The sequence below is a fragment of the Nitritalea halalkaliphila LW7 genome (assembly GCF_000265075.1).
Lineage (GTDB): Bacteria > Bacteroidota > Bacteroidia > Cytophagales > Cyclobacteriaceae > Nitritalea > Nitritalea halalkaliphila.
In genome coordinates this window covers 21,177-41,641 of record NZ_AJYA01000030.1, presented here as the reverse complement: position 1 = coordinate 41,641, position 20,465 = coordinate 21,177, and the positions used below count along the sequence as shown (strand labels likewise).

Annotated in this window: 27 protein-coding genes and 2 pseudogenes; 8 read left to right on the top strand and 21 right to left on the bottom strand. The window is 44.7% G+C overall.

The genetic code is table 11. The features are described from left to right. Window positions 1-30 precede the first annotated feature (30 nt). Genes A3SI_RS10975 through A3SI_RS21660 form a run of 4 tightly spaced genes read right to left on the bottom strand, consistent with a single transcriptional unit; the run spans window position 31 to window position 2,720 of the window. On the bottom strand, window positions 31-528 hold the full coding sequence (locus tag A3SI_RS10975) for a peptide deformylase (RefSeq protein ID WP_009055875.1): 498 nt from the start codon (window positions 526-528) through the stop codon (window positions 31-33). 11 nt (window positions 529-539) lie between these two features. After that, window positions 540-1,235, bottom strand: coding sequence for an ABC transporter ATP-binding protein (locus tag A3SI_RS10970; RefSeq protein ID WP_009055873.1), 696 nt, complete (start codon window positions 1,233-1,235; stop codon window positions 540-542). Next, a complete protein-coding gene (locus tag A3SI_RS21665) occupies window positions 1,232-1,840 on the bottom strand; it encodes a DUF5687 family protein (RefSeq protein ID WP_262491781.1) in 609 nt (202 codons plus the stop codon). Before A3SI_RS21665 ends, A3SI_RS10970 begins: the two co-directional genes overlap by 4 nt. After that, a complete protein-coding gene (locus A3SI_RS21660) occupies window positions 1,812-2,720 on the bottom strand; it encodes a DUF5687 family protein (RefSeq protein ID WP_262491778.1) in 909 nt (302 codons plus the stop codon). Before A3SI_RS21660 ends, A3SI_RS21665 begins: the two co-directional genes overlap by 29 nt. A 241-nt stretch (window positions 2,721-2,961) precedes the next feature. Between A3SI_RS21660 and A3SI_RS10960 the strand changes: the two genes are divergently transcribed. From A3SI_RS10960 to A3SI_RS10925, 8 genes are all read left to right on the top strand, one after another. Further along, complete coding sequence (locus A3SI_RS10960; RefSeq protein WP_009055871.1) at window positions 2,962-3,306, top strand: PadR family transcriptional regulator; 345 nt, start codon at window positions 2,962-2,964, stop codon at window positions 3,304-3,306. Between the two features lie 131 nt (window positions 3,307-3,437). Continuing rightward, the gene (locus A3SI_RS10955) at window positions 3,438-4,121 is read left to right on the top strand and encodes a hypothetical protein (RefSeq protein ID WP_009055870.1); all 684 of its coding nucleotides are present in this window, start codon (window positions 3,438-3,440) and stop codon (window positions 4,119-4,121) included. After that, the gene (locus A3SI_RS10950) at window positions 4,118-4,825 is read left to right on the top strand and encodes a hypothetical protein (RefSeq protein ID WP_009055869.1); all 708 of its coding nucleotides are present in this window, start codon (window positions 4,118-4,120) and stop codon (window positions 4,823-4,825) included. Before A3SI_RS10955 ends, A3SI_RS10950 begins: the two co-directional genes overlap by 4 nt. Further along, entirely contained in the window at window positions 4,822-5,484 is a 663-nt protein-coding gene (locus tag A3SI_RS10945; protein WP_009055867.1) for a hypothetical protein, read from the top strand. The genes A3SI_RS10950 and A3SI_RS10945 overlap by 4 nt, the downstream gene beginning before the upstream one ends. Before the next feature lie 120 nt (window positions 5,485-5,604). Next, entirely contained in the window at window positions 5,605-6,222 is a 618-nt protein-coding gene (locus A3SI_RS10940; protein ID WP_156810274.1) for a hypothetical protein, read from the top strand. A 15-nt stretch (window positions 6,223-6,237) separates the two neighbouring features. Then, window positions 6,238-6,942: a DUF3784 domain-containing protein gene (locus tag A3SI_RS10935; protein ID WP_009055864.1), complete on the top strand. Its 705-nt coding sequence runs from the start codon at window positions 6,238-6,240 to the stop codon at window positions 6,940-6,942. Between the two features lie 12 nt (window positions 6,943-6,954). Further along, on the top strand, window positions 6,955-7,644 hold the full coding sequence (locus tag A3SI_RS10930; RefSeq protein ID WP_009055863.1) for a hypothetical protein: 690 nt from the start codon (window positions 6,955-6,957) through the stop codon (window positions 7,642-7,644). Further along, window positions 7,631-8,329 carry a hypothetical protein gene (locus tag A3SI_RS10925; protein WP_009055862.1) on the top strand — a complete coding sequence of 233 codons (699 nt, stop codon included), beginning with the start codon at window positions 7,631-7,633 and terminating at the stop codon, window positions 8,327-8,329. Before A3SI_RS10930 ends, A3SI_RS10925 begins: the two co-directional genes overlap by 14 nt. Before the next feature lie 50 nt (window positions 8,330-8,379). Here the strand turns inward: A3SI_RS10925 and A3SI_RS10920 are convergent, their stop codons facing one another. The 17 genes and pseudogenes from A3SI_RS10920 to A3SI_RS10855 form a co-directional block, all read right to left on the bottom strand. Then, window positions 8,380-9,531: a lyase family protein gene (locus A3SI_RS10920; RefSeq protein WP_009055861.1), complete on the bottom strand. Its 1,152-nt coding sequence runs from the start codon at window positions 9,529-9,531 to the stop codon at window positions 8,380-8,382. Window positions 9,532-9,624: 93 nt separating this feature from the next. Then, on the bottom strand, window positions 9,625-10,371 hold the full coding sequence (locus A3SI_RS23560) for an acetyl-CoA C-acyltransferase (protein ID WP_009055860.1): 747 nt from the start codon (window positions 10,369-10,371) through the stop codon (window positions 9,625-9,627). A gap of 131 nt (window positions 10,372-10,502) precedes the next feature. After that, window positions 10,503-10,826, bottom strand: a pseudogene (locus A3SI_RS23555) (thiolase family protein); the annotation flags it as partial. After that, window positions 10,754-11,596 (bottom strand): CoA-transferase subunit beta, encoded by an 843-nt coding sequence (locus A3SI_RS10910; RefSeq protein ID WP_009055859.1) that lies wholly within the window; start codon window positions 11,594-11,596, stop codon window positions 10,754-10,756. The pseudogene A3SI_RS23555 and the gene A3SI_RS10910, both read right to left, overlap by 73 nt. After that, window positions 11,586-12,419, bottom strand: a complete 834-nt coding sequence (locus A3SI_RS10905) for a CoA transferase subunit A (protein WP_009055858.1) — start codon at window positions 12,417-12,419, stop codon at window positions 11,586-11,588. The genes A3SI_RS10910 and A3SI_RS10905 overlap by 11 nt, the downstream gene beginning before the upstream one ends. Next, window positions 12,409-12,990, bottom strand: a complete 582-nt coding sequence (gene pcaG / locus A3SI_RS10900) for a protocatechuate 3,4-dioxygenase subunit alpha (RefSeq protein WP_009055857.1) — start codon at window positions 12,988-12,990, stop codon at window positions 12,409-12,411. The genes A3SI_RS10905 and pcaG overlap by 11 nt, the downstream gene beginning before the upstream one ends. After that, entirely contained in the window at window positions 12,983-13,615 is a 633-nt protein-coding gene (gene pcaH / locus A3SI_RS10895; protein WP_449406407.1) for a protocatechuate 3,4-dioxygenase subunit beta, read from the bottom strand. The genes pcaG and pcaH overlap by 8 nt, the downstream gene beginning before the upstream one ends. An 81-nt stretch (window positions 13,616-13,696) precedes the next feature. Further along, a complete protein-coding gene (pcaC, locus tag A3SI_RS10890) occupies window positions 13,697-14,068 on the bottom strand; it encodes a 4-carboxymuconolactone decarboxylase (RefSeq protein ID WP_009055855.1) in 372 nt (123 codons plus the stop codon). Next, a complete protein-coding gene (pcaD, locus tag A3SI_RS10885) occupies window positions 14,065-14,862 on the bottom strand; it encodes a 3-oxoadipate enol-lactonase (protein WP_238531725.1) in 798 nt (265 codons plus the stop codon). The genes pcaC and pcaD overlap by 4 nt, the downstream gene beginning before the upstream one ends. After that, entirely contained in the window at window positions 14,852-15,070 is a 219-nt protein-coding gene (locus A3SI_RS20850) for an oxidoreductase C-terminal domain-containing protein (RefSeq protein ID WP_083836498.1), read from the bottom strand. The genes pcaD and A3SI_RS20850 overlap by 11 nt, the downstream gene beginning before the upstream one ends. Then, on the bottom strand, window positions 15,019-16,065 hold the full coding sequence (locus tag A3SI_RS10880; protein WP_009055850.1) for an NAD(P)/FAD-dependent oxidoreductase: 1,047 nt from the start codon (window positions 16,063-16,065) through the stop codon (window positions 15,019-15,021). Before A3SI_RS10880 ends, A3SI_RS20850 begins: the two co-directional genes overlap by 52 nt. Window positions 16,066-16,138: 73 nt before the next feature. Next, window positions 16,139-16,459, bottom strand: a complete 321-nt coding sequence (locus A3SI_RS10875; RefSeq protein ID WP_009055848.1) for a 2Fe-2S iron-sulfur cluster-binding protein — start codon at window positions 16,457-16,459, stop codon at window positions 16,139-16,141. A 21-nt stretch (window positions 16,460-16,480) separates the two neighbouring features. Next, window positions 16,481-17,541, bottom strand: a pseudogene (locus A3SI_RS10870) (cytochrome P450). 145 nt (window positions 17,542-17,686) lie between these two features. Beyond that, window positions 17,687-18,433: an SDR family NAD(P)-dependent oxidoreductase gene (locus A3SI_RS10865; protein ID WP_009055846.1), complete on the bottom strand. Its 747-nt coding sequence runs from the start codon at window positions 18,431-18,433 to the stop codon at window positions 17,687-17,689. Next, window positions 18,433-18,705 (bottom strand): hypothetical protein, encoded by a 273-nt coding sequence (locus tag A3SI_RS20845; protein ID WP_238531724.1) that lies wholly within the window; start codon window positions 18,703-18,705, stop codon window positions 18,433-18,435. Before A3SI_RS20845 ends, A3SI_RS10865 begins: the two co-directional genes overlap by 1 nt. Beyond that, entirely contained in the window at window positions 18,702-19,034 is a 333-nt protein-coding gene (locus A3SI_RS20840) for an HD domain-containing protein (protein WP_238531723.1), read from the bottom strand. The genes A3SI_RS20845 and A3SI_RS20840 overlap by 4 nt, the downstream gene beginning before the upstream one ends. 1 nt (window position 19,035) lies before the next feature. Continuing rightward, the gene (locus A3SI_RS10855; protein ID WP_009055844.1) at window positions 19,036-20,463 is read right to left on the bottom strand and encodes an aldehyde dehydrogenase family protein; all 1,428 of its coding nucleotides are present in this window, start codon (window positions 20,461-20,463) and stop codon (window positions 19,036-19,038) included. Window positions 20,464-20,465: the final 2 nt, after the last annotated feature.

Here is a 20,465-nt window from a genome sequence, read left to right as displayed (position 1 = left end):
TTTAGGCCGCATGATTAGGGGAAGGTAACTTTAGCGCCAGCGAAAACTCCGCGCGTCCCGAGCCCGCATCGTGCATAAAATACCTTCCAGATGATCGAACTCATGCTGTACCAGCTCAGCGCGATCATCTTGGAAGGTAGTTTCACATTGCTGTCCCTCGAGGTTCAGATAAGACAGTGTAATGGAGCGGTGCCGTTCGACCTCTACAAGCAAATTAGGAAAGCTCATACAATCATCCCAAAGGGTGAAGCGCTCCTCGCTAAGTGTCACCACAGTCGGTTTAATCAATACCAGAGGTTCCTCGATTTCAATATAAATAAGTCGCTTAAGGATGCCCAGCTGCGGAGCTGCGATACCCCGTCCGAATCCGTAGCGCCGCCGCACATCCTGCATCGCCTCGCGGAGCTGTGCGATCCAGTCGACCAACAGCTCCCAGTCTGCTTCCTCCACAGGTTCGCAGGTGAGGTAAAGGCGTGGATCTCCTAGTTTTAAAATATCATCCGCTGTCTTGGGTAATCGAGTGGGCATGCTTGAGGTTTTTAGGTACCAAAATACGCATTGAGCTCATCGACCATACCTGCTTTCTCTTGTAAATCCTTCAGTATACGGCCTTTTTCTAGCAGGACGATGCGGTCGCACAGATCTGTCACATGCGCGAGATCATGACTAGAAATGAGAAAGGTTTTATTTCCTGAATCGATAAAATGTCCTATAAGACGCTTTAGGTGTACCTGGGAGCTCGGATCCAGGTTTTCAAAAGGTTCATCCAGTAAAATGAGCTCAGGATTTCCCATTAAAGCCGCTACGATACCCACTTTTTTGATATTTCCTTTCGATAGGTCACGCAGGTATTTCTTTTTCCCGATGATTTCATCGTTTAAAAAGGTCTCAAAAGGCGCCAAATGCTCGAGCACATCTGCCTCGGACATACCGTACAGGCGGCCCAGAACCCGAAAGTACTCATCTGGGGTAAGATACGTAAGCAGCATGTGCTCATCCAGATAGGCTCCCACAAACCTTTTCCAAGACTCCTCTCGGGCGACATCGACTCCGTTAATCAGCACCTTACCTGATGTAGGGCGAATTAGGTCTAAAATGGTCCGAAAAAGTGTGGTTTTTCCCGCCCCATTATTGCCGACAAGGCCAAAGCAGGTTTTACGCTGAATCACAAGTTCCGGGATGTCTAACACCACTTGCTCTTTGTACTGTTTTTTAAGGCTGCTAATTTCTATCATAATTCTTGTCTAAATGAGGCGGATATGGAATAGCGATTCTTCCATAAATACTGCGAGAAGGCACGCGTGCTAAGGGGAAGTAAAAGAATTCCGAGGAGCCCGACGGCCGTCACGGCCCAGAGGCCCGCCACCTGTCCAGCACCGAATAGCACGAAAGGAAAGTAAATCAGATACGGCGTAACCCCGATCGGAATGATCATCATAAACTGCATGATGCCCACCCCTTCATAGTTGAACATGGCCCCTTTATTAATATCCATGGGCTTTGGCTTCCACGAAGCCAATAAAGCCAACATCGGCATCGTCACCCCTATATTAAAACAGAGACCCGCAAGATGAATTAGGAGTATCGCAGAATCAAAATACACATAGGGCAGGGTCAGCAGGAAGCAAAGCACCGAAATGAAAGCAAAAAGAAGAAACTTTCCTTTGACCAAGGCCTCCACTCCCGATTTTTTGGTGAGAAAAAAATCATAGCTCGAGGAATTCCAACTTAAAAACAGCTGGCTATACTGTATCATAAAGGACCCCGTAAGGAAAATCCCCGCAAAGAGAAAAAAGTGGCCAAAGCCTTCTTCAGATTGATAGGCTGGATTTAGGTAAATGATAAGCCCATAAAGCAGAAAAAAAGGCGGACATAATCAGGTAAGTGCGGCTTTTTTTATGCCTACGGATGAGCTGCCACTCTACATTCGCCATCTCTCCCGCCAGGCCAAAACGGTTCAGTAAAGGCAGGTTACTACTGACAGCCTGTTTCTCTTCTTGCTCTAAAAGGTCCACGTACATGTGGGCCAAGTAGTAGCGATGTACAAAACGATACGCCGCCAGGCATCCTGCTAGTAGCGCCAGGAAGGGCCATGGTGCCTGTAAAGCCCACGCGAACACAGGGGCAAATAAACTCCCAAGTTGAAAATAACCCAAGTAGGTTCCGCCAGCTGTTAGTAATAGCAGGAAAAACACGACTAAAATCCCCGGCAGACTATCCCCGAACTGCTGCTTGTAGAATAGCATAAAGGTATGCAGCAACATGCTGCTCAAGAAAATCGCCCCAAACCAAGAAAAGGCTGAGCCGAAACCATATTCGGGTGCCAGCTGCGTAAAGGCAAAAGGAGCGAAGAGCAGAATAGGAATCAGGGTTAAAGGGGATACATAAGAGCGTAACAGGAGAAAGTGCACCAAACGCTTCTTTGCCAGAGGCAATAACAGGTAACGTTCCACCTCCAAGACAGGTAACTGTTGAAAAAAATACCGATACAGAAACTCCATTAGAAAAAACAGAATCAAGTTCGCTTGAAGGACAGCGAGGACATCTTGTTCCCCACTCAGTTCTCGGATGATCGGGCTTAAAAAGGCTCCGAGTAGCAGGACATAGGCCAGCAGCACGATGGCTAAAAACCCTAGAAAGAGGTTCGCCGCCAATGACTTCCCAAAGCTCGTGGACCGGACAAACTGCTTGTATTCTAAAAGGAGAAGTTCTCTTAACATAGATCAAATTTAAAAAAAGAAAATTACAGAAAAAAAAGGGAACTCAGACGGTTTAAACATTTAAATAGTGTGTGGGACGACTATTTTTTGCGCTAGCGCCAAATGAAAGGAAGAAAAAGAACTGTGCCATTTCTTAGGTACAGGCAGGCAAAAAGCAGGTGTGCGGGAAAAAAATTTATACCCAAGTTTCTTATGTATATAATTTTTTTATATATTTAGCCATCCAATGTACCGAATGCATATGTCAACGAACAATTTAATCAAGGGAAGTCTACAGACCATCATTCTCAAGCTCCTGGAGGAGAATGAAAGAATGTACGGATATGAGATTACGCAGCGGGTAAAAGAGCTGACCGAGGGAGAGATCAAAATTACCGAGGGTGCCCTTTACCCTGCCCTGCATAAGTTAGAGGCTGAGGGGCTGCTGACGACAGAAATTCAGCAGGTGGACAACAGGGTAAGAAAATACTACAGCCTAACGAAGGATGGGCAGAAGGAGGTTAGTGCGAAGATGTCTGAATTGCAGAGCTTTGTAGGCCATCTCCAAAGGATCTTGGACCCTGAATGGAAGCCGGGTTTGGCCTGAGAGATTCCTGTGGTGTTCGCATCCCATCTTACAAAGCATCAGCAGATAGTATTGGAATAGTTCCTATTCGCTTCACGTACCCAAGGCGAGCGTATCGAAAGCCTTGCCCCCACCGCGATAAATCAACATGTATGCGCCATCTCACCGACATAGAACTCCAAGAAGTCCGCAAGGAAATCACGCGGAAAGAGATCTCCTCAGCAGAGATTCTGATGGAAATATATGACCATTACATCAGTCACTTGCAGGAATTCCCTGAGGAGGAATTCAATGAGCAACTTTTTGAGTTGGATCAAAAATTCACCTATGCTTACTGCCATGCCTTGCAGGCAAAATTCAAAAAAGCTGCCCATGCGGATATCAGCAAGACCCAATGGCAAGTCCTTAGGAGTTATTTCTGTTTGGGCCGTTGGATGTATTTCGTGGGCTTCTTGGCAATGGCCATTTACTTAAGTACTTATTTTCAAACCGTAGAAGAGGCTAAATTGATTATTCTATTACCTTTTATTCTCTTATTTGGCTTTCAATTATACTATGGCTATCAATCATACAAGCACATGAAACCCATACGTCAAAACTTTAAAGGTATAGGAATACCCATCCAATCTTCCTTAGCAGGCTTCTTTGAAAATAGAGCTAGCTTACCTGGTATGTTTATCTATGCTTTCATCAGCTTCCCCGCTTTATTTTTCAACTGGGAGCCGACTAAAGTAATTGCTCCACAGGTTGCAGCTGTTTTCACCGTATTGATAACCCTTTATGCGTTATCATTGATAGAAGTCTGGAAAATCAAATCAAAAACGGCTTTGGTATGAAACTAACGGCAAAAGATATCGAAACCTTGCATTACCATATCAATGAAAAGCAAATCCCATATATTGAGGTGAGGGATGAGGTATTGGATCATTATCAGACGGCCTTGGAACAGGAGGATGAAAGATCTATGAAAGATGTATTAGCTGAGCTGGATCAGACTTTCACTAATTCCTACTGTAAAGAAATTGCTGACAGCTACATCAATCAGTTAAGAAATGAATACCCTGACCTTCTTAAAAAGAAGCTGATAGAGATGTTTGCTTGGAGAAGGCTTCCAATTACTGTTTTCATAGTAGGGGTTGGGCTTAGCTTTCCTTATTTCTTTTCAAACGCCAAGTCTTTGGTCCATATTTTAAATGCTTTTGTTTTGGGATTGATGGCAATAGAAACTTACATGCTCCAATACTCCTATCCAAAGAGGAAAACAAAACATCATTACAGACTGGTTGACGATAAGCCTACTCTGGCAAGAATCCAATCTCGTTCTCTTAGAGGTCTGGGCTTTCTACCTGGGACTATATATTTACTTTTATTTTTTCCACTCCTATTTATCTATTTGGGAGACATAGAGGGAACGGGGAATAGCTTCCTTTTCAACCCTCCATATATTTACAGCATTTGCTTGTTAACAGGGCTTCTGGTTTTATTTCAAATAGCAAGCTTTGAAGTTTCAAAGGACCGCATCAAACCCAGACTCCAATGATAAGAAACCTGTCTGATATTGAACTCCAAACCATCAAAGCTCGACTCGATCGTTGCCAGATTAGCTATCAGGAAGTCTATAATGAGCTGTTTGACCATTATGTTTCGGAATTGGAACACGCTTCTGAGGAGGAATTCCCACACAGGAAGGAAGCGTTGGACCATGCTTTTAACTGGTCCACCATTCGTCAAATGGAAAAGCAACAATTGACACTAGCAACAAGAGATTTAGACAAGCTATTACTTACAAAAATATCATTCCAGATTTTCAACAAATTAACAATGGCTATTCTTGCCTTGCTTTTGGCGTTGAATTACAGCCTGTATAGCTTCATGGGCTTTCATTCCTTTGTAAATCTTACGCTTCTGACGGTTTTTGTATTACTTGCTTTAGGAGCTTATGCCTCACAAAACATCCCTTTTTTGTCCGAGCAAAGCAAAACGAAAAAGGCAATTCATGAAGCAGCGTTCAAGAAGCATTTGTTCTACTTCAATGTACTGAACTTTGCTTTGCTAATCCCATCGGTTTTGCTCAGCCACCATGGTTACCAACAGCCTAGTCAGGTACTGATCATCGGTTATGCTGTTATTGTCCTATCTATAGCCCTATTAATTTACAGCACAATTAAGCACAAACCCTTGGAAATAACTCATGAATAAATCCAACAACAAAGCATTCTAAAGAATTTGCCTAAACCACTTAAAAAACTATTCTGAAAATCCATGAGAACGCTATCCGAAACCGAAATCCAAACCATCAAAACCCGACTCGATCGTTGCTTGATTGCGTATCAAGAAATCTATGATGAGTTATTAGACCATTACATCACCGCTTTGGAACAACTTCCAGAAGAAGCGTTTTTACAAAAGAAAGAAGAACTGGACGATACTTTTTCCTGGTCCGTTATCAAGGACATGGAAAAAGCATTAGAAAAATCAGCTTGGAAGGAGTTTTTACGCACCGCCCGCTCAAGCTACAAAATCTGGACCTTAGGCTGGAAAGAACTAGGCACACTATTGTTCGTGGGTCTACTATTTATTCCTGTTTTTCTTTTGACTGGCCCAGAAGGTACATACCTCGTCTCTGTCTTTGTACTTTTTTCTTTGGTAGGCTTTTCCATTTATTTTAATAAAACCAAATATGGATTTAGCTGGTCTTTAGCTCGCGACGCTCATAAACCAAGATATATCTTGGCCCATCATTTCTTTGGTTCTCATGTTTTCATCTTTGGGATCACCAATTTATTAGCCCAGCTACTCCCAAAACTCTTAGAAAACACTTCGTACGCTTCTATAACTCCCTATCTTTTGCTCTCATTGAGCATGCTTTTACTGGCCTTCTGTTGGGTGACTTTCACCTCTATCAATTTGAAAACGCTAAAATTGATTAAAACCTAAGAATAAAAGAAGCCAATGATCACACTAATTGGAATAATGTTAATCAGCTTCGGTTTTTTGGTGAAGGCCTTCCCTAAGTTAATTTCGGGATACAATACCATGTCCAAGCGTCAACAGGAAAATATAGATATAGAGGGCTTATCGACCTTTATGCGCAATACTTTTCTGGCTATGGGCTTTTTAGTGGTAGTAGGTCATATTTTATTGAAAGCAATTAATCAACCAACCTTATCGGACTATTTTGCTCCGGTAGTCATTGTACTAGGAGCCATCATCATGGTGGTAAAAGGAAGGCAATTTGATCATAACCAAGAGAAGTTTGTTAATTCCAAGTTTAAAGTTCTGTTTACCGCTCTCATCTTAATAGGAGCTTTGCTTAGCGTAATCTATGGCATCATTCCCGCCAAACATGAGATGAAGCAGGAATCAGTTGCCTTTTCCGGTTCTTATGGCACAGAGTTAAAATTCTCAGAAATTGATTCTATCGCCTTAACAGATCGGATTCCAAGAGTACTAGCACGTACCAATGGCTTGGGCCTGGGCCAAATCAAAAAAGGAACTTTCCGTGTAGAAGATATTGGCAAAGCCCACTTACTCGTGCACGCTTCGTCGGGGCCCTTTCTCGTTATCATCAGCAGGTCTGGGGAAACCACGATCATCAACTATAAAGACAAGGCCAAAACAGAGCAGATTTATCAAGAGATACAGTCTAAAATTTAAAAATTGATGGTAATGAAAATATCTCCGAAAGACATTCAATACTTAGAAGAAAAAACAACCCAACTCCCGATCCATAGCGAGGAATTGTATATTGAAATGCTGGATCATATCCTATGCGCCTATGAAGCATCAGGAACTGAGGATGTCCATACCTTTTGGGTAAAAGAAAAAGAAAACTGGACCGGATGGAAGCTGTTCAAAATCAGATTTAAACATGAGAATGCGCTTAGTTTAGTGTTTGCTTCTTGTTTTCTCAAGAGTACTTTTTCTTTAAAGCAAACCAACCTCTTGAGCATACTTTTACTTTTCGGACTGTCTATAGCAATCTGTTACACCTATTTAAATCAAGATTTCATTATCATCCCGTTCTGTCTACTTTTGGTCATACTCCCTATTCTTTTTAATGCATGGATATACCATACGAAAGATACCTTTGGAGAGAGGACTCCTGAACTGAAAGGAAAAGGACTATACAGTAGCAGAAGAGACGCATTCAATGTACTGATTACTGCCCACCTATTTGGATGGGGGATTTTTCTTTTTACTATCAAGCAGTTAAACGATTTTGAAAGCGTTTTCAATGTCCTTACCACAAACCCTGCTACCACTACAGCCATGTTATTTATGTTACTCCTAGCAAACAGAGCACTCTTAAAAGTCTATCAAACCAAACTTAAGCCTTGCTTGTATGAAACTAAGTAAAGACCAAATCGAGCAACTCAAAAAGATGATCTCTCGCAAAGGGTATCCCTATATCGATGTGCAATACGAGATTTTGGACCATGTGGCTTGTAAGGTGGAAGAGCTGATGACACAAGACCCCAAACTCAGCTTAGAAGCTGCCTTTACCAAAGTGCATGCATCCTTTGGGATATTCGGCTTTTCGAGTTTGGAGGAGTCCTACCTCAAGATGATAGAAAAAAAATTTACCCGCTATTACTGGGAGGAAATCAAAGCCACCTTTAGCAGTAAGAAAATCATCATCCCCGTTGGTATTGCGGTAGCCATGTACCAAGTTTCCCTTTTGGTCCCAGACCTGAAAACTTGGTATATCCTCATGATTGTGGCTTTGGTCATCCCTTTGGTTGCTATGTTTTTCATTTACATGAAATACCATTCCCGATATAAGGGATATGCTTCCTACAAGGCGCAGAATACCTTATTTGTCTATTTCAACTTAGGCATACAAATCTGCCTACAAGGCCGCATATTCCTGAACCAGTCGGAGTCTATAATTGATACTATTTTTGGGCAGCTGTATTTAGGTTTGGTCGTCGCTGTTATGGCGCTATTATTCCTTAGCTTCTTTCTACTTCCAAAAGTCCTCAACAAGAATATCGCAGATACAGAAAAACTGGTACGTCTGTACGGGGAGGTGGGGAAATAGAAATTACCTGTTACTAGCTTAAAAAAACCCAAAAAACCAGCAGTAGAAAATCAGTTCTCTCTGGATAATAGTAACTTCTCCAACGCTTTTCTAAAGCCCTCGCTTAAAGCTGCATCCTGCACCTGATGCTGAAATGGAGAGGCATGCTTTTCCATGGCTTCTTTTTGCCAATCCATCACATGCATCGTTTTTAAAAAGCCATGCGCTGCCAATTGAAGCTGACTATCCAAGGCAAATAAATAATACCATTCCAAAGTCCAACTCACCCCATCCCGCTCAGATGTAAAGACTGCATGGCTTTTAAGGTTTTGAATGCTGTCTAAAGCAATACTGACCAATACCATCGCCTGCTCGAGCTGCACGGGATTGTTTTTATGGGCCATGGCCGAGCTCTTGCCTTTGGACAACAAACGAAGCTCCCCAATCTCTGAGTTAGCTAAGAAAATCCAATCCTGAAGGATTTTCCTCAATTGCATCAAAACGAGTTCATAGGCATTGATGATGGTAAAAACCGGCTGCCTGTTTTGATGCCAAACGGTGCCAAAATCATCCAAACCGAGGGCTTCTGCCAATTTTGCTATCAGCTCTTTTCCTTGCGCACCAAATGCCCGCATATCCCCCACAGGTCCACCCAGAGAAACTGGAAACCGGAGTTGTCCGAGCATAGCCAAACTATCCATTAATGGCGTAAACCAATGGTAGAGTTTATATCCAAAAGTTACCGGCAATGCCTGTTGCTGTCGGGTTCGTGCCATACATACCCAATCACTTTGCTTCAACCAAGACCTTACCAAGGATTGAAAATTTCCAGAAAATAGCTGCTGAAAGTCTTTGGTCAGTTGCTGCAGTACAAGGATGTGCGCAGTATCAATCAAATCTTGAGAAGTGACCCCTACATGTAAAAATGGATGATAGCTTTGGTCCAGCTGCTCTTTTATGGCCTCAACTACTGCGATGGTAGGAATTCCGTTTTCCGCCGTGGAAGTATCCACCTGTTGAATCAAGCCCTCATCTACCCTCACTCGATTCACAGCCTCCTGGATGGCTTGGGCAGCCTCGTTTGGAATAATCCCTAAACTGGATTGACAGGAAGCTAGACATGATTCGTATCTCAAAAGCGCGTGAAGAAAACTTACATCACTAACATGTGCGTTCACCTGAGGGTACCCCCAGTAAGTGCTGAAAATCTTTCGGTCAATCATGCCTTCAAGTTAAGTAAAAAGAAGGGAGCTATAGTCCATGGGACCTGTAAATCATCCTGCCACAGAGACATTCACATTCGGCTCCCCAATAAGTCAAACCAATTCCAATGCAATACTGATACCCTGCCCTACTCCTATACACATAGTAGCCAAGCCTCTTTTGGCTTTTCTGGCCTGCATTTCGAGTGCCAAAGTACCCGTAATCCGAGCTCCCGACATGCCCAGTGGGTGCCCAAGAGCGATCGCTCCACCGTTCACATTTACTCGAGGGTCATCGTAGGCAATCCCTAATTCCTGCAAACATGCCAAAGCCTGTGCAGCGAAAGCCTCATTGAATTCATACAAATCAAAATCTTTATCCGAAAGCCCTGTTCTTGCCCACAGTTTTTGTGTAGCAGGTACAGGTCCTATACCCATAATTCTTGGAGGAACCCCTGCTACAGCACCCGTAATTACCCGGACAATGGGCTCCAGTTGATACTTTTTTATGGCTTTTTCAGATGCCAACACCAGACAGGCAGCACCATCATTGATTCCAGAGGCATTACCAGCGGTTACTGTTCCATTTTTCCTAAAAAGCACCGGAAGCGTACCCAATTTTTCCAAACTTGTCCCTGCTCGTGGGTGCTCGTCTTGGTCAAAAAGCACCTTATTTTTCCCCACCTTCACTTCCATGGGGAGAATCTCCTGAGCAAACCTTCCCGATTGCTGGGCAGCAGCACATTTTTCCTGAGAAGCAAACGCAAAACGGTCTTGGTCTTCCCGCTTGATATGATACATTTCGGCCACATTTTCCGCCGTCTCCGGCATGCTATCCGAACCATACAAGGAATCCAACACAGGTTGATAAAGCGATACCCCAAGGTACTATCTTCAATACTCATTTTTCGGGAAAAAGCTGCATCCGCTTTCGGGATGATAAATGGTGCCCGTGACATGCTTTCTACCCCTCCTGCCAAAATTAAATCAGCATCACCAGACTTAATCATGCGGGAGGCTGTAAGGACGGCATCCATTCCAGAACCGCAAAGCCTATTGACTGTTCCTCCAGGAATGGAGGTCGGCAATCCAGCCAACAAAGAGGCCATGCGGGCCACACTACGATTATCTTCACCGGCCTGATTGGCACATCCGAAAATCACATCGTCAATTGCTTCTGTGTCCACATGGGAAAGGGTAGCTAGTGTACCTTTAATAACTGCTGCCGCCAAATCATCCGGCCTTACCCCTGACAAACTCCCCCCATAGCGTCCGATGGGACTGCGCTTAAACGCGCAAATAAAAACTTCCTGCATGGTATTTTAGCCTGATGGGCCATTTTGGTTTTTTCGTTCAATACTCTCAATGCCTCCAGTTCTTGAAGTGTCGGGGCATCGGTAGTGGCTACTTCTCCCGCAAATCGAATCTTCCACCCAGTATTTTCTTGGATAGTTTCCCTAGCTACTCCCGGGTGTATGGATGTGACAATAAATTCACCCGTCGCCTCTTCTGTCTCCATAATGCACAAGTCGGTAATGATTTTGGATGGGCCACTTGTGTTAAGTCCCATCGCCTTTCGCTGACCGGGACCATCTCCATGGCCAAAAGAGGTGATGAAATCCACTTTGTCCACAAAAGCACGAGGAGATTGCTTCATAATCACATAAATCGTATGACAAAATGCAGCAATTTCCGGAGCCCCCCCTCCACCGGGAAGGCGAACCTTGGGTTTGTGATAATCCCCTACCACGGTGGTATTGATATTACCAAACTTATCAATTTGAGCCCCTCCTAGGAATCCTACGGTAATCCTTCCTCCCTGCAACCAATAGCTAAACATCTCGGGAACAGATACGGTAGTCAGGGCTGTCTCACACAGTTCCCCGTCGCCGATGGAAAGCGGCAACACATCCGGTTTGGTTTGAATAGTACCGGATTCGTAAATCAAGGTGATATCTGGTGCGTGGGTAAGCCTCGCCAAATTACAGGCCGCTGAAGGAAGCCCAATTCCAACAAAGCATACATCGGAATTCTTTAAAATCCGGGATGCCACCACGGTCATCAATTCTGTTGAATTATACTGCATAGTCTGTTGATTTTAACTCCTGTAGCCACTCATTAAATTTTTCTCGGTCCTTAGAAATCGCTTCCCAAGCGATGTACGCTTTATTGTCTCGGCTATAATATCCGTGCGCATAACTAGGTTTGGCACCACCGGGTACATGTACCACCGCACTGACTGTCCAGGAAGGTAAAATCACGGCATTCGGGCTTGAAGGCTGTAACTCATCCACAATTTCCTCCACAGTGACGATGGCAGCTTTGGCAGCAAGGACAGCCTCCTTTTGCACACCCACAATTCCTTCCAAGGAAACGTCCCCTTTTTTGGAGGCTTTTTGGGCATGGATGATGGTAACATCAGGTCGAATGGCCGGTACTGCTACCAATCGTTCTCCAGTAAATGGACAGGCAAGTGTCTTGATGGAAGGATTGACTTTCTCCAAATCTGCCCCATAATAACCTTTGAAAATGGCACATGGCATACCTGATGCTCCGGCTGCATAAGCTGCTGCCATGGCCGCATGAGAATGTTCATCGACTTCCAAGGGTTGTGGATAGCCTTTTTCAATAGCTTCCCGCAAGCGGTACAAAGATCCCACCCCCGGGTTTCCTCCCCAGGAGAATCTTAATTTACGAACACATCCTGCCCCAATTAATTGGTCATAAATCATATCCGGAGTCATCCGAACCAATTCCAAGTTTTTGAATCCCTGACGGATAATCTCATGGCCTGCGGCAAAGGGAATCAGGTGGGTAAATCCCTCCATAGCCACCGTTGCCCCATCAAACAGATGGGTGGCAATGGCCTCTTGCAATGTTTGTATCTTTGCTTGCATATCAATAATCAAAAAACACCGTTTCTTTTTCTCCCTGCATGTGAAGATTGAACTCATATATCTTGACAGGGCTATCCTGTACCTTTTTGGTAATCAAAGTGTTTCTTCTTTCTTCTGCCACCAACTTCAAATAAGGGTCTTCTTGATTGAGTTCTTTGAACTCCTCGAAATACACACGGGTATACACATGACTCAACAGCCCTCGCATAAAGACAATCATGTGAATAGTAGGTGCCTGACCAGGCTTTTCCGCTGCCGGAATGCAAGTGGTAAATTCAAACCAATTTCCTTCTATGGTACCTGTCCCCATCCTTCCAATGGAGAAAAAGCCTTGGTGTGGTTTTGTTTGGAATTCACCTTTCTGGTCCACTTGCCAGATTTCAATCATCGCATCATCCACGGCCTCCCCATGTAAGTCGTAGACTTTACCACGGAGAATAATTAAATCCTGTGTATTCTTGTTGGCATCCAATAACACGGGAGTAGCCAAACTTTTATGGTCAAATTTGTATTGCTCCGGTGTCAGACCATAGGCAAAATAGGGCCCTACCGTCTGTGATGGGGTTTGTCCTAGCTTATTCATTTTCAAAAGGGGTTGAATGATGGCCTCTTAACACGATGTCAAATTGGTAACCCAAGGCAAAACCTTCTTCGGTCAAGCTTAGGTCAAATGTTGAAATCAAACGCTGACGTGCTTTTTCGGGAACAGCCAGGTAAATGGGATCGTAATCCAACAAGGGGTCTCCGGGAAAATACATCTGAGTTACTAAGCGCGTACCGATATTGGGTCCGAATACACTGAAATGGATGTGGTTAGGTCTCCAGGCGTTGGGATGATTTCCCCAAGGGTAGGCACCTGGCTTGATGGTGTAAAACTTAAAAATGCCTTCTTCATTCGTCACACATCTACCTGCTCCGAAAAAATTAGGATCTAATGGCGCATCATGCTGGTCACGCTTATGCACATACCTTCCAGCAGCGTTCGCCTGCCATACTTCGATAAGCGTATTTTTTATGGGCTGGCCGTTTTCATTTAAAACCCTTCCACTGACGACAATCCGCTCTCCAAGTGGCTCACCGTTTTTGATGCCATTCTTGGTCAAGTCATGATCGAGAGGAGCCACAGACTCCAAATCGAAGATGGGGCCGGAACTCGGTTTCATCGATTCGGGTACGGTAATCAGGTTTTGAGAAGGTCCTCTGAAAATGGTGGATTTATAGGCCGGAGCTATCAGGGCGGATGGCTAGTCCAATCACGTTGGTTTTGAGTAGTATCCATATGCGTGCTGTTAAAGGTTAAAGACTTGTTTGGCTATTCGAAAGGCAGTATTGGCGGCTGGCACACCCGCATAAATGGCTACATGCATCAATACTTCTCGGATATCTTCCAGACTTGCTCCCGTTTGCTGGGTTGCTTTGAAATGCAGAATCAATTCCTCCTCATGTCCAAGACCTGCCAATAGGGCTATGGTTATCATGCTGCGTTCCCGCTTGGTCAAGTGCTCAGAAGACCAGACCGTACCCCAAGCGGATTCTGTGATAAATCGCTGGAAACCTTCATCAAAGGAAGTCTTTGCAGCTTCCGCTTTGGCAACATGGACTTCGCCCAATACTGATTTGCGGGTTTGCATGCCCTCTTGGTGCTTATCTGTTGAATTCATAATGCTGAAATAAAATCATGTAAAATTGCTGTAGTACGCTCGGGGCTATCCACGCAAGGCAAATGACCTGAATTGGGAATTGAAATTAAGGAGCAGTTCATCAATTGGGCAAAGGCTTGAACCAATGCAACAGGAGTGGACTTATCCTCTTCGCCTACCATACAGATGACCGGAATAGTAATAGCTTGAGCGGTTTCAGTATAATCTGCGTCCCGAATTGCTTCACAGGCAATCATATACCCCAAAACATCCGCTCGTTCTAACATGGCTTGGTACAAAGCAAATGCTGCTGGCTGTTGCTCCTGAAAACTTATTGAAAACCAGTTAGTTAATATCGAAGAAGCTACCGCTTGCATTCCTTTCGTGGAAATGGCTTGTATGCGATTGTTCCAAGCTTCCGCAGTTCCAATTTTTGGAGCAGTGTCCATAAAGACAATTCCTGCAATTCTTTCGGAGTAACGCTGGTAAATATCCAAGCTAATCAAACCCCCAATAGACAAGCCAACTAGGACTATTTTATGCAAACCCAAGGCTTCACACAGGCCCATCGCATCAGTTGCATAGGTAGAAATACTGCCTTTTTCAACAGCTCCCAAACTGCTAAGTCCATGGCCTCTTTTGTCAAATCTAAGTGTGCCAAATTCGGTGCCTAAGCCATCAATCACGGCATCCCAAATACGGAAGTCCGTACCCAAGGAATTGATAAACACCAAGGTCAGGTCTTTATCTCCTTTATTGAAAGCGAAATGAATAGTGGTGTCCCCTAACTGAATCGCCTGCATATCAACACTCATTTAATTTAATGGAATCGTCCGCCAGTTTTTCAAGGTCGGGCGTGTAAGAAGTCTGAATCCATTTTCTGGCCTGCAAATGGTCTGCGGGTTTGTTGATAGAGTCTACTGCTATCAATTGTTGATTCTTGAAATAGAAGACCGAAAACTTATCCCCTTTCACATCTCCTCGGACGATGAATTGGTCATAGCCTTCGGATAAACCGGCCATTTGTAATTTGAGGTTATATTGGTGCGTCCAAAACCAAGGCACTGATGGTAGCTTGAAGGTTTCCCACAAATGGTAGAAGCAATGACTTTTGCCTGATCTACAGCATTTTGTACAGACTCCAAGCGAACCATCTGTCCCTTGGCAAAAGGATTGGGATGCAAAGCACAATCTCCGATGGCATAAATTCCAGCCACAGACGTTTCACAGTATGCATTGACCTCTATGCCATTGCTGCATCGAATACCTGCTTCTTGTGCAAGTACCTGTGAGGGTAAAACCCCGATTCCTACAATAACTTGGTCTGCGGTAACTGATTCTCCTGTGCTCAAAGAAGCTAGCCATTTGGAATCCTGGGTCAGGTCTTGCACCCCAACCCCCATCCGAAGATCCACTCCATAGGCTTGGTGTTTGGCTGCAAAATGCTCACTTAACATGGGCGGAAGTACCCGCTGCATCAGGCGAGGCTGGTATTCCACTACGGTTACTTTTTTCCCAGATTTGGCCGCATAGGCTGCGACTTCCAAACCGATAAAACCTCCTCCAATCACCAAAATATCCTGTACACCTTCTTGGTCAAGTGCTTCTTTCAGGCAATCAGCATCTTTCATGGTCCGCAGGTAAAGCGGTTGGTCTGTCCCCTTGATAGGAATTGGCAATTCTCTGTTGTATGCACCCGTAGCAAACACCAAGAAATCAAATGCATATTCCCCAGAAGTTGCATGCACTGTCTTTTGTGAAATATCTACTTTTACCACAAGCTCACCCAATTTCAACTCCACCTGATTGTTTTCATACCAAGCTTCAGAGCGAAACATGATGCTGTTCTTTTGCTGGGATCCATCCAAATAGCCTTTAGAGAGTGGTGGTTTCTGATAGGGAAAATCCGCATCTTCTGAAAAAATACAGATAGACCCTTCAAAACCCTCTTCGCGTAGGGAAGCAGCAGCCTGAATGCCCGCGTGGCCGGCACCGATAATGATGACATTTTTCTTCATGGGGTTGGAATTGGGTGGTATGTTGGGGACTAGCAGAGGCAGAAGCATTTACTTACTACCTCCACTGATGTGCTTATTGTTCTTGCGGAATTTCTACGACCAGACCATCTAAGGCATTGCTGATGCGAACCTGACAGCCCAAGCGGCTTCTTTCCGTTCTTGGAGCTACCGCTCCCTCCAACATTTCATCTTCTTCCTCCTCCATTTCGGGGAGTTTGTCAAGGTATTTCTCGCCGATGTAGCAATGACAAGTGGCACACATACAGGAACCTCCGCACTCGGCGATTATTCCTTTAATGTCGTTTTGAACCGCACCTTCCATAATCGTAGCGCCCAAAGGCAGTTCTACTTGGTGCTTGTTTCCGTCTGAATCGATGTAAGTAATCTGTGGCATATTGATAAAATTTAAATGTGTTTATTTTCCAATGGTCAAAGGTAATTTGACCGGTGAGCGGAAGGTGGTAGATGGATTCCAATCCAACTCTTCCACACTGATATAGTATTCAGGTATTTTGGTGAAAAACTCACCCATCGCAATCGTGGTAATCATCCGGGCGAACATATTTCCTAAGCACAGATGCACGCCACCTCCGAATCCCAAATGCCTCTTGTATTTCTTTCCAGATCATACACGTCGGGATTTCTGAAGAAACGCTCGTCTCTATTGGCAGACCCGTAACAAAGCATCACAAAATCCCCTTTTTTCATCTGCTGACCATGCAGCTCTAAATCTCGTGTCAGGACACGTTTGAAACGCTGTGCAGACGTATTAAAACGTAGTGTTTCCTCGATAGCTTTTGGCATCAAGCTCACATCAGCGGCGATTCTCCTACGTGCATCCGGGAAGGTTGCCATGTTGTAGGCCATCATGGACAAGAAACTGGAAAGCGATTCCACACCCGCCAATATAATCGTGGCAGAGGTCATGATGATTTCTGCTTCTTCTAAATGATCGCCATCGATCTCCGCTAAAATTAACCGAGATATTAAGTCATCTTTAGGCTCCGCTCGACGCTGACGCACGATATCCTCTACGTAGCTGGTTAAAAACTTAAAACCAGCGATGTGCTCGGGACCTTTCTGCCTGGTCTCCTGATCAGACTGAATGGATAAAATCACATTTCGCCTTACTTCATGATGGTCTTCATCCGGTAAGCCCATCATGGCAAATAAGGTACCCACCGTAATTTGACTGGAAAAGTCTTGCACAAAATCGAATGACCCCATTTCAAGCACTTTATCAAGTACCTCTTTTACAAGCACTCGGGTGGGCTCCATCAGGTGCATCAAATTATTTTTGGCAAAAGCAGATTGTATAAGCTTCCGTAAGCGATCATGACGTGGTGGGTCAGTAGTACCTAGAGTTGAACCGGACCTGCCCGGAAGCTCATCCACCAGATTGCCTTCGCTCGAAGAAAAGGTTTCCCACTCCGTACCCGCACGCTTGATATCATCGTAGCGCGATAAAATCCACATGTTCACATCTTCTGACCAGAAACAAGGATACTGGTCCCTCAGTGTTTTATAAAATGGAAAAGGATCGGCGTCCATAACCGGGCTATAGGGGTTAAACTGGAACTTCTGTTTGGAGATGGTTTCCATGTGGCAATGATTTTTAGTGTTAAATGAATTGTTTTCCTCCGTCTACGACGATAGTTTGGCCTGTTACGTAATCAGATAAGGCACTGCTTAGGTAAAGCACGGTACCCACTATATCTTCTGAGCTCGAGCTTCTTTTAATGCTCCCCCTATCCACTCCGTACGTAGCGGCATTTTCCATGATGGAAAGACTGGCCTCTGTTAGCGTGAACCCTGGTGCTACTGCATTGACATTGATATTGAATGGTCCGCATTCTTTGGCAAGCGTTCGGGTAAGCCCGATAACTGCTCCTTTGGAACTCACATAATGGGACCAATTAGGTGAACCTGACATAAAGGTGGCAGAACTGATATTAACGATTTTGCCTCCTTTATCCTTCATGTAGGGGAAGCAGGCCTTCGCCAGTAACCAAGGTCCCTTAATGTTCACCTGCATCACTACGTCCCATTCCTTTTCTGAAATTTCATAAAATGGAGCACGGCTTAAGTTGCCATACATCGCTGCATTATTTATCAGCACATCTATGGAGCCAAAACTCTGGTGGATGGTGGCCACCACCTCTTCTACCTGAATGGCATTTCCTACATCCATAGCATAGGCTACAGCCGACGGCCCTAATTCCAGAGCAGTTTCTTGGGCTGCCTGTAAATTGATATCACAAATGGCCACCTGAGCTCCTTTTTGAACAAAGGCTTCCGCAAAGGCTTTGCCCAGACCGATAGCCGCTCCTGTGATAATGACCGTTTTTCCTTTAAAATTTAAATCCATTACTGCTTGATTAATGTAGCTGCATTCAGTTCCGTGTAGGCTACTTCCAAGAAAGACTTGGCCAGCCATTTCCCTTCTTTGGTAAGTAATTTAGGTAAGACATGCCCATCCAAAATGTCCAAGACTTCTGTTTTCCCAATTTCAAACCACTTACCGATGGTAGTGACACCGTGAGGGGTATACCTCCACAATTTATCGGCATCCTTCACAATGGAATCTTCCAAAGACCTAGCTTCCGCAGTGGTGTCATGCCCATCAATAATGGCTGTCACTTGGGCAATGAATCCCGCAGAGTAACCATGTTTTTCCAAGAGCCTGAGGCTATTTCCATTCCATATACTTCATGCGCACGGGTCAGTTCCGGATATTGATTATTGGGACCAAAGGCCTTTAATATTTTGTCTTCCGGAATTTTGCTCCATCCGGTATCGTGCAGCATCATTGCTAACAGGCACACTTCTTTATCAGCATCGGCATTCCAATCAAGGAGTAATTTCACCAATTGGTAAGAATGAAGTGTATGCACATCGTTATCCCGGATGGTCAGAAATTTCTTGGCGTCTTCCCAAATGGCGACATGATTTTCTTGAAGAATTTCCATGTCAGTAATTCAGGTAAATGGTTTTCAATTCGGTATAGGCTTCCAAGCCGTGAATACCTTTTTCCCGCCCGATTCCACTCTGCCTCATGCCTCCAAAAGGCACCGAATGATAGGAACGTTGGATGTTATTTACCCAAACAGAACCCGCCTGTAGCTGCTCTGCAATCCGTAGTCCTCTGCCGATGTTATGGCTGAAAACATAAGCCGCTAATCCATACGGTGAAGCATTCGCTTCTCGTAACGCTACTGCCTCATCCGAAAAGCTAGCTAAACCGATCACGGGTCCGAAGGTTTCTTCGCGCATGATTTTCATCTCAGCACTTGCCTCAGCTATAAGCGTAGGCTCTAGGAAATAACCTCTGTCATAGTTTTCTCCTTTTCTACGTTTCCCTCCCGTTAGAACCCGAGCGCCTTTGTTCCGAGCATCTACAATCTGCTGGAAAGCATTCGCATAGATTTTCTCATTGACCATGGGCCCTAAATCACAGTTGTCCTCGATCCCAGCACCTAACGTCAGCTTTTCTGTCGCTTCCTTCAATTTTTGGCAGCATGCCTCATAAAGACTTTCGTGTACATAAACACGGTTCACCCGATAACAAAACTGCCCCGTGTTCGCAAAGCCATGCTTCACAATTGCCGGAACGGCCATGTCCAAATCAGCATCTGCACAAAGAATAGCCGGGGACTGACCACCAAGCTCTAAGGTGATTCTTTTATGTGTTTTAGCCGCTACTCCCGCGATATGTGCGCCCGTGGAAGTGCCGCCTGTGAAAGCGATTTTCGCTACCTGTGGATGAGAGACTAAAGCATCGCCGATTTCTTTCCCATAGCCAGTCAGAACATTAAAAACCCCTTTGGGATATCCTGCCTCCTCGAAGCAGGTGGCTAAAGCCAAAGTGCTCAGCGGAGTATCCTCTGATGGCTTACTCACCAGAGTGCATCCCATGACTAAGGCCGCGCCCATTTTAAATGTCAGCAGGGTAATGGGGTAATTAAAAGGAGTAATCGAAACTACCACACCTAAAGGCTCTCTGGTGACCAGCACTTTCTCTCCTTCCACATTCGTCAAGGGAAAATAACCCTTCATGCGTAGTGCCTCTTCAGCATAATAATCTAAAAGCTCTGCACTCCGATTGACTTCGTGCACGCAGGCCGTTAAGGGCCTGCCTAACTCTAGAGAAAGTTTTCGCCCGATAGATGCACTGTGCTTACGGATGGAGGCAGCCAATTTCTTTTGAAGTTGCACCCGCTCTTGCATGGGTGTCTTTTTCCAAGTTTCAAAGGCTAGGGCAGCTGCATTCACCGCAGCCTCCACATCCTCCAATCCAGATCGGCATACGCTATCCAGTAAACTGCCGTCAACCGGATTGAGTACGTCCATTTCCTCTTGACTGAAGGCTATCCATTCACCGTTGATATAATTTTTCATGT

What these genes read in the sequence shown, in the direction of transcription:
- A3SI_RS10975 (WP_009055875.1), bottom strand. Translation starts at nt 528, where the DNA reads ATGCCCACTCGATTACCCAAGACAGCGGATGATATTTTAAAACTAGGA.
- A3SI_RS10970 (WP_009055873.1), bottom strand. Translation starts at nt 1,235, where the DNA reads ATGATAGAAATTAGCAGCCTTAAAAAACAGTACAAAGAGCAAGTGGTG.
- A3SI_RS21660 (WP_262491778.1), bottom strand. Translation starts at nt 2,720, where the DNA reads ATGTTAAGAGAACTTCTCCTTTTAGAATACAAGCAGTTTGTCCGGTCC.
- A3SI_RS10960 (WP_009055871.1), top strand. Translation starts at nt 2,962, where the DNA reads ATGTCAACGAACAATTTAATCAAGGGAAGTCTACAGACCATCATTCTC.
- A3SI_RS10955 (WP_009055870.1), top strand. Translation starts at nt 3,438, where the DNA reads ATGCGCCATCTCACCGACATAGAACTCCAAGAAGTCCGCAAGGAAATC.
- A3SI_RS10950 (WP_009055869.1), top strand. Translation starts at nt 4,118, where the DNA reads ATGAAACTAACGGCAAAAGATATCGAAACCTTGCATTACCATATCAAT.
- A3SI_RS10945 (WP_009055867.1), top strand. Translation starts at nt 4,822, where the DNA reads ATGATAAGAAACCTGTCTGATATTGAACTCCAAACCATCAAAGCTCGA.
- A3SI_RS10935 (WP_009055864.1), top strand. Translation starts at nt 6,238, where the DNA reads ATGATCACACTAATTGGAATAATGTTAATCAGCTTCGGTTTTTTGGTG.
- A3SI_RS10930 (WP_009055863.1), top strand. Translation starts at nt 6,955, where the DNA reads ATGAAAATATCTCCGAAAGACATTCAATACTTAGAAGAAAAAACAACC.
- A3SI_RS10925 (WP_009055862.1), top strand. Translation starts at nt 7,631, where the DNA reads ATGAAACTAAGTAAAGACCAAATCGAGCAACTCAAAAAGATGATCTCT.
- A3SI_RS10920 (WP_009055861.1), bottom strand. Translation starts at nt 9,531, where the DNA reads ATGATTGACCGAAAGATTTTCAGCACTTACTGGGGGTACCCTCAGGTG.
- A3SI_RS10910 (WP_009055859.1), bottom strand. Translation starts at nt 11,596, where the DNA reads ATGCAGTATAATTCAACAGAATTGATGACCGTGGTGGCATCCCGGATT.
- pcaG (WP_009055857.1), bottom strand. Translation starts at nt 12,990, where the DNA reads ATGAATAAGCTAGGACAAACCCCATCACAGACGGTAGGGCCCTATTTT.
- pcaC (WP_009055855.1), bottom strand. Translation starts at nt 14,068, where the DNA reads ATGAATTCAACAGATAAGCACCAAGAGGGCATGCAAACCCGCAAATCA.
- pcaD (WP_238531725.1), bottom strand. Translation starts at nt 14,862, where the DNA reads ATGAGTGTTGATATGCAGGCGATTCAGTTAGGGGACACCACTATTCAT.
- A3SI_RS20850 (WP_083836498.1), bottom strand. Translation starts at nt 15,070, where the DNA reads ATGGCCGGTTTATCCGAAGGCTATGACCAATTCATCGTCCGAGGAGAT.
- A3SI_RS10880 (WP_009055850.1), bottom strand. Translation starts at nt 16,065, where the DNA reads ATGAAGAAAAATGTCATCATTATCGGTGCCGGCCACGCGGGCATTCAG.
- A3SI_RS10875 (WP_009055848.1), bottom strand. Translation starts at nt 16,459, where the DNA reads ATGCCACAGATTACTTACATCGATTCAGACGGAAACAAGCACCAAGTA.
- A3SI_RS10865 (WP_009055846.1), bottom strand. Translation starts at nt 18,433, where the DNA reads ATGGATTTAAATTTTAAAGGAAAAACGGTCATTATCACAGGAGCGGCT.
- A3SI_RS20840 (WP_238531723.1), bottom strand. Translation starts at nt 19,034, where the DNA reads ATGGAAATTCTTCAAGAAAATCATGTCGCCATTTGGGAAGACGCCAAG.
- A3SI_RS10855 (WP_009055844.1), bottom strand. Translation starts at nt 20,463, where the DNA reads ATGAAAAATTATATCAACGGTGAATGGATAGCCTTCAGTCAAGAGGAA.